We start from the raw sequence: 12,032 nt of genomic DNA on the forward strand, positions 1-12,032 counted from the left end.
CGGTTGGCGGGAAAGGCCGTGAGCAGGTCCGCTACCACATCGGCAAGCCTCGCGGAATTGGCGCAGGTCGCCAGGGCCGAGTTGCGCGGTGACGGCCACTTCCAGATACTGGGAGTAGCACCTCTGGAAGCGGCGGGACCCCACGACCTGAGCTTTTTTCAACCGCCCCGTTCACCGCAGATCCTTGCCGAGACCCGCGCCGGTGCCCTCATTCTGCGGGAGCAGGAACTCAGCCTGTACGAAGGCAACGCGCTGGTGAGCAGAAATCCGTACGCAAGCTTCGCGCGTGTGCTACAGCATCTCTATCCGGCGCCTCGGCCGGCGCCAGGGGTGGACGAGGGGGCCTGGATTGCCGTCGATGCCCACATCCACCCCGCTGCCCGCATCGAGGCCGGAGTACGGGTGGCTTCGGGGGCGGTGGTCGAGGATGGCTGTTGGCTGGAGACGGGTGTGGTCGTCGGTGCTGGTGTGCGCCTTGGCGCGGGCTGTCACCTCTTTCCTGGGGTAAAGGTCTATGCGGGCGTCCAAATTGGGCCCAACTGCAGTATCCACGCCAATGCCGTCATTGGCGCCGATGGTTTCGGCTTTGCTCCAGACGGGGATGCCTACCTCAAGATCCCGCACATCGGCGGAGTGCGCATCGGTCGCGATGTGGAGATCGGCGCCAACAGCTGCATCGATCGCGGGGTGATGGCCGACACCGTCATCGGCGATGGCGTCAAGATCGATAATCTGGTGCAGATTGGTCATAATGTCCGCATCGGCGAGCATACCGTCATTGCCGGCCAGACCGGAGTGTCGGGCAGTACGACCATCGGGGCACACTGTCGCATCGGCGGCCAGGTGGGCTTCGCCGGCCACATTCGCATCGCCGATGGCTGCATCATCGCAGGACAGAGCGCCATCACCCACGATCTGCGTACCCCGGGGGTGTACTCGGGAGTGCTGCCCGCCCGCCCTGCCCGACGCTGGCGGCGCCTGGCGGCGCGCTTCGACACCCTGGAGGAGTTTGTGCAGCGCTTCAAGCAATGGGAAAAAACGGCAGCGGCCCGTGCTTCTGCTCACCGGGAGGAGAGTGACGACTGATGGTGCAACTGGATATTCACGAGATACTGAAACGTCTGCCCCACCGCTATCCGTTCCTGCTGGTGGATCGGGTAGAGGAATTGCAGCCCAATCACTATCTGCGGGCGCTGAAGAACGTCAGTATCAATGAGCCCTATTTTCAGGGCCATTTCCCGGATTTCCCGGTCATGCCGGGTGTGCTCATCGTCGAGGCCCTGGCGCAGGCGGCAGCGCTGCTGGCCTTCGTCTCCGAGGAAAAATACGGCGAGAACGAGGCGGTATACTTTGCCGGTATAGACAAGGCGCGCTTTCGCAAACCGGTGGTACCCGGAGATCAGCTGATCCTGCTTGCCGAGGTCAGTCGTCGTCGCGGAGGTATGTGGCAGATGCAGACCACGGCACACGTCGGCGATACCCTGGTTGCATCGGCCATGCTCATGGCTACCTTGCGCGAGCGCGACGCATGAGCGCGGTGGTCCACCCGCAGGCCGTCGTCGACCCCTCTGCCCGCCTCGGAAGCGACTGCACCGTCGGCCCCTTTGCCGTGATCGGCGCCGATGTCGAGCTGGGTGAGCACTGCTCGGTCGGGGCCCATGCCGTCATCGAGGGTCCCTGCCGTATCGGCGCCCGCAATCGCGTCCACCCCTTTGCCTCCATCGGCAGTGCTCCCCAGGATCTGGGCTATCGCGGCGAGCGCACGGAGCTGGTGGTGGGGGACCACAATACCTTTCGCGAATTCGTCACCATCAACCGCGGCACGGTCAAGGGTGGCGGGGTAACCCGTATTGGTGACCACAACCTTTTCATGGCCTACTGCCACGTGGCCCACGATTGCCAGATCGGCAATCATGTGGTCATGGCCAATGCGGCGACGCTGGCCGGCCACGTCTGCATCGAGGACTATGCCATCCTCGGTGGCCTGTCGGCAGTGCATCAGTTTGCGCGGGTGGGGGCGCACGCGATTCTGGGCGGCGGGACCATGGCCCCGCTGGACGTGCCGCCCTACATGATGGCGGCCGGCAACCACGCCAGCCTGCACGGTATCAACGTCCGCGGGCTGGCGCGGCGGGGCATTTCGCGGGATACGATTCTGCAGATCAAGCGCGCCTATCGGGTGCTCTTCCGTTCCGGACAGCGTCTGGAGGAGGCCATGGAGGAGTTGGAGCGGCGCGGTCTCGATGCACCGGAAATCGCTCACCTCCTGGCCTTTCTGCGCGGTACCCAGCGCGGTATCACCCGGCCATGAAGACGCTGCGCACGGCCGTGGTGGGTGTGGGGCATCTTGGCCGCTTTCACGCCCAGAAGTATGCCGCCTGTTCCAACTTGCAGGGGGTATTCGACCAGGATCCCGAACGCGCGGCGGCGGTGGCAGCGGAACTGGGCTGCACCGCCTTTGCAAGCCTCGAGGAACTGCTGGCAGGGGTGGATGCCATCTCCATTGCTACGCCCACCTCGACGCATTTCGCCGTGGCAACGGAGGCGCTTCGGGCGGGCGTGCACTGTCTGGTGGAGAAACCCTTCACCCTGGACCTGGCCGAGGCCGAGGCCCTGGAAGCCCTTGTCGCCCAAGTAGGAAAGGTGCTGGCCGTTGGCCATATCGAGCGCGCGCACCCGGCCATCCGCCATCTGCGCGGCCGTGGCTTCGGCGCACCGCGCTATGTGGAGGCGGAGCGCCTGGCGCCCTTCAAGCCGCGCTCCCTGGATATCGATGTCATCATGGATCTCATGATCCACGATCTCGACCTGACCCTCTGGTTCAGTGGCGAGCACCTCCAGGACATCCGTGCCGTGGGTGTGGCGGCGGTCACGGACAAAGCCGACATGGCCAATGCCTGGGTCACCCTCGGCAATGGTGCCGTGGCCAATCTCGCGGCCTCCCGGGTAGTGCGTGAGCCGGTGCGCCGGATGCGGATCTTCTGGGAAGATCGCTACGCTTCCGTCGATTTCACGACGCGGCAGCTGCGCCTGGTGGAGCGGGGGCGTGGCTCCGTCCCCGGTATCCCGGGAGCGGAGGAGCAGGTCTTGGAACTGCCGGCGGAGGACGCCCTGGAGTATGAAATTCGTAATTTCCTCGGCGCCGTGCTCGGGCAAGAGGCACCCATGTGCAGTGCCCGGGAGGGGAGGCTGGCCCTTGCCGCCGCCCTCGGCGTGCGAGACGCCGTAGAATCGTTTTTGCATGCCAAGGAGGGCACCCCGTGTCGGGAGCCGTGAACCAGATGGAATCGTCAGCCCGTCCCGAACCCATTCCCATGGTCGATCTGCGCCAGCATTATGCGCCGCTGAAGGAGGCCATGCTGGCCGGTATCGGTACCATCCTGGATGGTGCGAGCTTCATTCTGGGCGAGCAGGGGCGGGCTCTTGAGGCGGAAATCGCCGCCTTCATCGGCGTTGGACACGGGATTGGCTGCGCCTCCGGAACCGATGCCCTGATGCTGGCCTTGCGCGCCCTGGATATTGGTCCGGGGGACGAGGTCATCGTCCCCACCTTCACCTTCATCGCCACCGCCGAGGCGGTGCGCTACGTGGGCGCCACCCCCGTCTTCGTCGATGTGGACGATCGCTATTATCGCATCCAGCCCGAGGCGGTCGCCGCTGCCATTACGCCGCGTACCCGCGCCATCATCCCGGTGCACCTCTATGGTCTCGGTGCGGACATGCCGGCGTTGCTGGAGTTGGCCGCGGCCCACGGCGTGGAGGTCATCGAGGATTGTGCGCAATCGCTGGGCGCCACCCTGGGCGGACGCAAGCTGGGGAGCTTGGGTCGCCTTGCCTGCTTTTCCTTCTTTCCCAGCAAGAATCTGGGTGGCGCTGGCGACGGCGGGATGGTGGTCACGGACGATGCGGAGTTGGCCCGCCGCCTTCGTGGCCTGCGCAATCACGGCTCTTGGCAGACCTATCGGCACGAGGTGCTGGGCTACAATAGCCGGCTCGACGAGATTCAGGCGCTGATCTTGCGCGAACTCTTCGTCCACATCGAAGCCTACACCCGTGGCCGCCAGCAGGCTGCGGAATACTACCGTGAGGCCCTGGCCGGTCTCGACCTGCGCCTGCCGGAAGTGCCCGCGGGACAGAACCACGTCTACCATCAATACACGATCCAGGTGCGCGATCGCGATGCCCTGCGCGCGGCCCTGCAGGCAGAGGGAATTGCCAGTGCCATCTACTATCCCATCCCGGGACATCGTCAGCAGGCCTTTGCCGATCTCGCCCCGGCCTCCTGTCCGGTGGCAGAGCGCCTCAGTGAGACGGTGCTCTCCCTGCCCATGTTTCCGGAGTTGCGACGGGACCAAGTGGAACGCATCGCGACGGTGATCCGCACCCACCTGCGGTCCTGAGGATGGGAAACTCGGTTTTCCTGATAGCGGTGGAGCGCTCGGGGGAAAATCTGGGACTCGACATCCTCCGCCGCACGCAAGCAGCGGGACTTGGCCTGCATTGGTACGGGGTGGTGGGAGCGCGACTGCAGGCGGCGGGCGTACGCTCCGTGGCCGACGGTGAGGTGTTGGGGGTCATGGGGTTCGTGGAAGTGTTGCGTCACTATGCCGCCCTGCGCAGGCTGTATGCGCGCATCGAGGCGGTACTGCGTCAGGAACGACCGCAGGCCGTGGTGCTCATCGATCATCCTGCCTTCAATCTGCGCGTGGCGCGCCTGGCAAAATCCTTGGGTATCGCGGTGCTCTACGTGGTGGGTCCGCAGATCTGGGCCTGGCGGGCGGGACGCATTGCCAAGATGCGGGAGAGGATCGATCGGATGTTGGTGCTCTTTCCCTTCGAGCGCCCGCTCTATGCCGAGGCCGGTATTCCCGTGCAGGTGCTGCCGCACCCGCTGCTCGCCCAGTGCCAGGCGGCGCCCAGCCGGGAAGCGGCGCGGGCCGCCCTGGGCATTGCCGCCGATGTGCCGCTTTTGGCCCTGCTTCCCGGCAGCCGGCCAACGGAGCTGCGGCGTCTGGCGCGAGGTATGGTGGAGACGGCACAGTGTCTGCGCGAGCGGCTTCCCCAGCTGGAGGTGGCCGTAGCCTTGGCGCGCGAGGATCTCCTGCCACTGTGGCAGTCTGCCCTGGGTGAGGAGCGCGGCATTCGCCTGGTGCTGGCCCAGAGTCTGTTGTTGTTGGCCGCCGCCGATGTGGTGCTGGTGGCATCGGGTACGGCAACCCTGGAAACGGCACTCATGCGGCGCCCGGCCGTGGTCGTCTACGCCATGCAGCCCGTCACCTTCTGGCTGGCGCGACGTCTGGTACGGGTGCCCTTTGTGGCCATGCCCAACATCCTGCTCCAGCAAAAAATCTATCCGGAGTATCTCCAGGATGCCTTCCAGCCAAAGATCGTGGCCGAAGCACTGGAGCGGCTGCTGGGTCCGGCGGGTCGCGCGCAATGCGCGGCACTGGAGGCGCTTCCGGAAAAACTGCGTGGCGACGACGATGCGGCCATTGCCGCCGCCCTCGAGGCGGTACTGGGGGGGGGACGTGCCTGAGCTGGAACACCGTGGTCGCGGCTGGGTCGGTCTCGATGAGGCGGGGCGGGGTCCTCTAGCAGGGCCTGTGACGGTGGCGGCGGTGATCCTGGCGCGGCCGCTGCCTGGCCTGGCGGACTCTAAGAAACTCAGCCCTCTGCGGCGCGCGGTACTCTCTCAAAAAATTCGTGCCGAGGCTTGGGCCTGGGCCATCGCTTCGGCGGGCAGCTGGGAGATAGAGCGGTATAATGTCTTGCAGGCTACCCTGCGGGCCATGGATCGGGCTCTGCGGGCCTTGCCGCCGGGGCCCTGGCGGGTGGCGGTGGACGGTAATCGAGCCCTGCCGCACTGGCAGGCCGAGACTCTGGTGCGTGGAGATAGCCGCCTAGACGCCATCGCGGCGGCCAGTATTCTGGCGAAAACGGCACGCGATGCCGAGATGGACGCCCTGGATCGGCACCTTCCGGGCTATGCTTTTGGCCAACACCGCGGCTATCCCACTCCCCTGCATCTGGCGGCGCTGCAACGGCTGGGTCCAAGTCTCATTCATCGACGCGGCTTTGCGCCGGTGGCGGCACGGACGAGGAGCGCATGAGCACTACGGGTTTCGTTCATCTGCACGTACACTCCGAGTATTCTCTGGAGGATGGCATCATCCCCATCAAGGCGCTGATTCGCCGTTGCGTAGACTGGGGTATGCCGGCCATTGCCGTCACCGATCACGGCAATCTGTTCGCATTGGTGAAATTCTATCAGGCGGCGCGGGAGGCCGGAGTCAAGGCCATCATCGGCAGCGAGGTGTGGCTCTGCCCGCCGGATCAGCCGGAAGATCCCAGCAGCCTGGTCTTACTCTGCCGCGATCGCACTGGCTTTCGCAATCTCAGCCGGCTGCTCAGTCGGGGCTATCTGGAGGGCCTGCGGCACGGTCGACCGCAGCTGCAGCACGACTGGCTGCAGGGGCACACGGAAGGCCTCATCGCGTTGTCCGCCGCTGCCCGAGGCGATGTCGGCAGGGCCCTGCTCCAGCATCAGCCAGACGTGGCGCGCCAATGGGCCGAGCGCTATGCCCAGTGGTTCCCGGAGGCCTTCTATCTGGAACTGCAACGCAATGGCGAGCCAGGGCAGGAGGCGTTGCTGGCGGCGACGGTGGATCTGGCCTATGCACTGGATCTCCCGGTGGTGGCCACCAACAACGCCCACTTTCTCGACGCCGAAGATTTCAAGGCCTTCGATGCCCGCCAGTGCATTGCGGCCGGCTATACCCTGGATGACGAGCGTCGTCCGCGACGTTTCAATCCCGAGCATCGTCTGGCCTCGCCGGCCGAGATGCTGGAGCGTTTCCGAGATCTGCCCGAGGCCTGTCTGCAGACCGTGGAAATTGCCAAACGCTGTACTGTGGAGCTTACCCTGGGTCGGTACGCCTTGCCGGATTATCCCACTCCCGATGGCAGTCCTATCGACGTCTACTTCCAGAAGGCCGCCGAGCAGGGCCTCGCGGAACGGCTGGAGGCTCTGGGTATCGATGGTGCGGCGGCGACGCCCTACCGCGAGCGTCTGCTGCGGGAAGTGGACGTCATCCGCCAGATGGGCTTCCCCGGTTACTTCCTCATCGTCGCGGATTTCATCCAGTGGGCCAAGGATCACGATGTTCCCGTGGGTCCCGGACGCGGCTCCGGTGCCGGATCGTTGGTGGCCTATGCCCTGCGCATCACCGATCTCGACCCCATCGCCTATGGCCTTCTTTTCGAGCGCTTTCTCAATGTCGAACGGGTCTCCATGCCGGATTTCGACGTCGATTTCTGCATGGAGCAGCGCGACCGGGTGATCCAGTACGTCGCCGATAAATATGGGCGGGACCGGGTCGGGCAGATCATCACCTTCGGCACCCTGAAGGCGCGCGCCGTCGTCCGCGATGTCGGTCGGGTGCTGAATCTCCCCTATGGTTTCGTCGATCAGTTGGCAAAGCTCGTACCGGGAGATCTGGGCATGACCCTTGCGCGTGCTCTGGAGGAGTCGGAGGAGTTGCGCCGGCGGCAGACGGAAGAGGACGACGTGCGTGAGCTCCTGGACATCGCTCTGCGACTCGAGGGGCGGCCGCGCCACGCATCCACCCACGCCGGTGGCGTGGTCATCGGCCCGGAGCCGTTGGCGGATCGCCTACCCCTGTTCAGCGACGCGACGGAGGGCAGCGGTAACGTCACCCAGCTGGACAAGGACGATGTGGAGAAGATGGGTCTCGTCAAATTCGACTTCCTCGGCCTACGTACCCTCACCATCCTCGACATCGCAGTAAAGGGCATCAACCGGGCCCGAGCGGCGGAAGGCAAGGCAGCCCTGGACCTGCAGAAGATCCCACTGGATGACCCGGCAACGTTTGCCTTGCTGAAGTCGACCCACACCGTGGCCGTCTTCCAGCTGGAATCCTCCGGCATGCGCGATCTGCTGCGCAGGCTGCAGCCCGACAATTTCGGCGATATCGTCGCCTTGGTGGCCCTCTTTCGTCCAGGTCCCCTGCAATCGGGCATGGTGGACGATTTCATTGCGCGCAAACACGGACGCGCGGCCGTGAGCTACCCCCACCCCGACCTCAAGCCGGTTCTGGCGGAGACCTACGGCGTCATGGTGTATCAGGAACAGGTCATGCAAGCCGCCCAGATTCTCGCCGGATACTCCTTGGGCGGTGCCGACATCCTGCGCCGTGCCATGGGTAAGAAGAAACCCGAGGAGATGGCCAAGCAGCGGGAAATCTTCCTGCAGGGCGCTGCGCGACGCGGTATCGACTCCCATCAGGCCGGTGCCATCTTCGATCTCATGGAGAAATTTGCCGAATACGGCTTCAACAAGTCGCACTCGGCGGCCTACGCCCTGGTGTCCTACCAGACGGCCTACCTCAAGGCGCACTACCCTAGTCACTTCATGGCGGCGGTACTCACCGCCGACATGGATCACACCGACAAGATCGTTGCCATGATTGGTGAGTGCCGACGCATGGGACTGGCCATTCTGTCCCCCTCGGTGCAGCACAGCGCCCTGGAGTTCTTGCCCGTGGCCGAAGGTATCCGTTTCGGACTCGGCGCCATCAAGGGGCTTGGCCGCGGTGCGGTGCAGGCCATTATCGCTGCACGGGAGGCCGACGGCCCGTTTCGGGACTTTTACGATTTTCTCTGCCGCGTCGACCTGCAGCGTCTCAATCGCCGTGCCCTGGAAGCCCTCATCAAGGCCGGTGCCCTGGATGATCTCGGACCATCGCGCGAATGCCTCCTGGCTTCCCTGGATGCTTTTCTCGAGGCCGCTGCCCAGACCCGCGCAGCCCGCGACAGCCAACAGATCTCACTGCTGGGTGCGGCAGAAGAGCAGCCCTCGGCTCCCCCGTGGCGCGAGGCACCCGCCTGGACCGGGATAGAGCGCCTACAGCGGGAGCGGGAGACGCTGGGTTTTTATCTCAGCGGTCACCCGTTGCTGGAACATCGACCGCAGTTGGCGGCCATGGGTGCCCAGGATCTGGGGGGCTTGACCGCCGGCAGCGGTCTTGTGCTGGTAGCAGGGATCGTCGTCGGACGGCGCAGTACCCGCAGCAAGCGTGGCGATCGTATCTACTTCCTCACCCTCGAAGACGAAGTGGGGCGCTGCGACGTCGTGGTCTTTGCCGAGACCTGGCAGCGCGCCGAGTATCGGGGCGAGGGCGATGCCCCCTTACTGGTGTTGGGTGAAATCGCCGAAGACAGCTACTCCGGCGGCCTGCGCTTGACGGCGCAGCGCTTGCTCGCCCTGGATCAAGCACGCACATTGCTGGCAGAAACCCTGGAGTGTCGCTTACTGGAGGGGACCCGTGCTGCCCAGTTGGCCTCCTGCCTGGATACCCCGGGAGGTTCACTGCGTTTACGCCTGTGGCTGCCCCTAGCCGATGGCGTCGAGGTGCTGCTGGAACCGGACGATCGCTGGCAGATCATGGCCTCCGATGAGGTCCTTGCCCGCCTTGCGCAGTTCGCGCCAGCCGCTGCCTGGCGCTGGCGTTTTGCGCCCCTGACCAAGCTGGTGGACAATGTCGTCTCCCTGGAAAGCAGCCGTGTCCTGCGGCGGCACCCGGCGTGAGCATGCGCAGGGCCCTGTGACAGAACACCAAAGCCCATGAAGGAGTGTCCATGAAGACCGGTTACCTGGATTTCGAGCAGAGCGTGGCAGAGCTGGAAGGCAAGGTGGAAGAACTGCGCGCCCTGAATCAGCCGGGTATCGAGGAGGATATCCGTCGTCTCGAGCTGAAGGCGCGCAAGGAATTGCAGCGCATCTACAGTAAACTGAGTGCCTGGCAGACCGTTCAGGTGGCACGACACCCGCAACGGCCCTACACCCTGGATTACGTGCGGGCACTCTTTACGGAGGTGCAGCTTCTGGCTGGCGATCGTGCCTATGCCGACGACCACGCCATCGTCGGTGGCCTTGCCCGTTTCCACGGACGCGGAATCGTCTGGATCGGCCAGCAGAAAGGCCGCGACACCAAAGAGAAAATCCAGCGCAACTTTGGTATGCCGCGCCCCGAAGGGTACCGCAAGGCACTGCGCCTCATGCGTTTGGCCGAGCGCTTTCAATTGCCGCTGTTCACCTTCATCGACACCCCCGGCGCCTACCCCGGCATCGGCGCCGAAGAACGTGGCCAGAGTGAAGCCATCGCCCGCAACCTGGCCGTGATGTCGGACCTTGGCGTTCCCATCCTGTCCACGGTCATTGGTGAAGGCGGATCCGGTGGTGCCCTCGCCATCGGCGTCGGTGACCGCCTGTTGATGCTGGAGTACAGCGTGTACTCCGTGATCTCCCCCGAGGGCTGCGCGTCCATCCTCTGGAAAGATGCGGCGCAGGCGGAGACAGCGGCTGAGAATCTGGGTATCACCGCGCGCAGGCTTTACAGTCTGGGCCTTGTGGATGAAGTGGTACCGGAGCCCCTGGGGGGTGCCCAGCGCGATCCCGAGGCCGTCTTCCAGGAGCTGGATCAACGGCTGGAGATTCACCTCAACCAGCTGCTGGCGCTGGACAAGGGCAAGCTCCTCAGTAATCGCTATGAGCGCCTCATGCACTATGGGGTGGTGGGCGCCGCTTGAGCGGGGGTGTGTGAGGGACGACATCGAGGCGCGGTTGCGCCGCCGGCTGTGGCTCGAGTGGGGCCTTGCGCCGACAAGGCCGGTGATCCTCGCTTTCAGTGGCGGTCGCGATTCCACGGCACTCTTCTGGGCTTTACACGCCATTGGTCAGGATTTCGTGGCGGCCCACGTGGATCATGGCTGGCATCCCCGAAGTGCAGAATGGGCAGCGCGCTGTGCTGAGGTGGCGGCGTCCGCCGGCGTTCCCTTCGTCCTGCGCCAGCTGGGCAAGGATCTCTGTGGTGAGGGGCCCGAGGACGTGGCCCGGCGCGGTAGATATGCCGCCCTGCAGAGCCTCCTTGGGCCAGGACAATTCCTGCTCACGGCCCAGCATCGCGACGATCAGGCCGAGACCTTTCTCCTACAAGCCCTACGCGGCGCCGGCGCCGCCGGTCTCGCCGCCATGCCCTGGCGCCGACCTCTGGGTTCGGGCGTACTGGCGCGACCCTTGCTGGATTGCTCCGGGCAGACCTTGCAGGGCTATCTGCACCGCCGTGGACTGCAGTGGATCGAGGATCCGGCCAACCGCGATCCGCGCTTTGCCCGCAGTCGGGTGCGGCGGCAATTCATACCGGCCTTGGTCCGTTGCGGTTGGTCCGATCCGGCCACGCCCATCGCCCGCAGTGCCGCCAATCTTGCCGATACGCTCCAGGTAGAAGCGGACTGGTTTCGCCGGATGTGGCGGGATTACTGCCGAGCATGCCCGGAGAAAGGGGCTGAGCCGCGCCTCTCCCTGGCTTTTTTGCGGACGCTGCCGGAGTCGCTGCACCGCGTGTTTTTGCGCCAGTACCTGCGCCATCGTCGCTTGTCGCCCCCCAATCACGAAGATTTGCAGACCCTGCTGGCGCGCACGGCGCAACCTGCCCACGGTCAGCGTCTAGCCTGGCCGGGAGTGGAGGCCTGGGTGCAGGGAGGCTGGCTGTGGCTGTGGCCAGCAGACCTCCACTGGGGCGAAGGCGGTCCCCAGGGCACCTGGTGGCCGCAAGCACCGGAAGGTGTCGGCTCGGGGTTTGCCTGGAGTTTTGGGGGAGAGGCGCCCGCGGCGACGCGCCTGCATCGGCTGGACCCCGCCGTGCTTGCGCGACCGCTGCGCTGGGAGCGTCCGCAGCCGGGCATGCGCTATGTGGACGCGGCGGGACACCATCGTCCCCTCAAGAAACTGTTGTTGGAGGCGGGCGTTCCACCCTTTCTCAGACCGCAACTGCCCCTGCTTTGGGATGCTCGGGATCGTCTGTTGCTGATGCTGGGGTTCCCCCGCGACAAAGGTCTGGGCGAAACGGCGGATGGGCCCCTGCGGCTCTGGCCGAAGCCGAATGACCAATGGGATTTTTCCCTGAAGTTCGAGGAACCGGGTCTCGGAGTGCGATGAAGCATGCCTTGACCTT

The 12,032-nt window shown here is 65.0% G+C and carries 10 protein-coding genes; all 10 read left to right on the plus strand.

Features of this window, described 5'->3' with window-relative positions; genetic code table 11:
- Positions 1-18: 18 nt before the first annotated feature.
- The 10 genes from lpxD to tilS are packed head-to-tail and all read left to right on the plus strand — an operon-like array spanning position 19 to position 12,016.
- Positions 19-1,086 (plus strand): UDP-3-O-(3-hydroxymyristoyl)glucosamine N-acyltransferase, encoded by a 1,068-nt coding sequence (gene lpxD / locus ACAty_RS04155; RefSeq protein ID WP_226047684.1) that lies wholly within the window; start codon positions 19-21, stop codon positions 1,084-1,086.
- The gene (gene fabZ / locus ACAty_RS04160; protein WP_004871114.1) at positions 1,086-1,532 is read left to right on the plus strand and encodes a 3-hydroxyacyl-ACP dehydratase FabZ; all 447 of its coding nucleotides are present in this window, start codon (positions 1,086-1,088) and stop codon (positions 1,530-1,532) included. The genes lpxD and fabZ overlap by 1 nt, the downstream gene beginning before the upstream one ends.
- On the plus strand, positions 1,529-2,311 hold the full coding sequence (gene lpxA / locus ACAty_RS04165) for an acyl-ACP--UDP-N-acetylglucosamine O-acyltransferase (protein WP_014002508.1): 783 nt from the start codon (positions 1,529-1,531) through the stop codon (positions 2,309-2,311). Before fabZ ends, lpxA begins: the two co-directional genes overlap by 4 nt.
- Positions 2,308-3,276: a Gfo/Idh/MocA family protein gene (locus ACAty_RS04170; RefSeq protein WP_004871119.1), complete on the plus strand. Its 969-nt coding sequence runs from the start codon at positions 2,308-2,310 to the stop codon at positions 3,274-3,276. Before lpxA ends, ACAty_RS04170 begins: the two co-directional genes overlap by 4 nt.
- Complete coding sequence (locus ACAty_RS04175; protein ID WP_004871120.1) at positions 3,261-4,400, plus strand: DegT/DnrJ/EryC1/StrS family aminotransferase; 1,140 nt, start codon at positions 3,261-3,263, stop codon at positions 4,398-4,400. The genes ACAty_RS04170 and ACAty_RS04175 overlap by 16 nt, the downstream gene beginning before the upstream one ends.
- A 2-nt stretch (positions 4,401-4,402) precedes the next feature.
- Entirely contained in the window at positions 4,403-5,536 is a 1,134-nt protein-coding gene (gene lpxB / locus ACAty_RS04180; RefSeq protein WP_004871123.1) for a lipid-A-disaccharide synthase, read from the plus strand.
- Positions 5,529-6,110 carry a ribonuclease HII gene (locus ACAty_RS04185; RefSeq protein WP_103415003.1) on the plus strand — a complete coding sequence of 194 codons (582 nt, stop codon included), beginning with the start codon at positions 5,529-5,531 and terminating at the stop codon, positions 6,108-6,110. The genes lpxB and ACAty_RS04185 overlap by 8 nt, the downstream gene beginning before the upstream one ends.
- The gene (gene dnaE, locus ACAty_RS04190) at positions 6,107-9,607 is read left to right on the plus strand and encodes a DNA polymerase III subunit alpha (protein ID WP_004871127.1); all 3,501 of its coding nucleotides are present in this window, start codon (positions 6,107-6,109) and stop codon (positions 9,605-9,607) included. Before ACAty_RS04185 ends, dnaE begins: the two co-directional genes overlap by 4 nt.
- 50 nt (positions 9,608-9,657) lie before the next feature.
- Positions 9,658-10,608, plus strand: coding sequence for an acetyl-CoA carboxylase carboxyltransferase subunit alpha (locus tag ACAty_RS04195; RefSeq protein ID WP_004871129.1), 951 nt, complete (start codon positions 9,658-9,660; stop codon positions 10,606-10,608).
- Positions 10,609-10,618: 10 nt separating this feature from the next.
- Entirely contained in the window at positions 10,619-12,016 is a 1,398-nt protein-coding gene (gene tilS, locus ACAty_RS04200; protein ID WP_004871131.1) for a tRNA lysidine(34) synthetase TilS, read from the plus strand.
- The last annotated feature ends 16 nt before the right edge of the window (positions 12,017-12,032 follow it).

This window comes from Acidithiobacillus caldus ATCC 51756 (genome assembly GCF_000175575.2).
GTDB lineage: Bacteria > Pseudomonadota > Gammaproteobacteria > Acidithiobacillales > Acidithiobacillaceae > Acidithiobacillus_A > Acidithiobacillus_A caldus.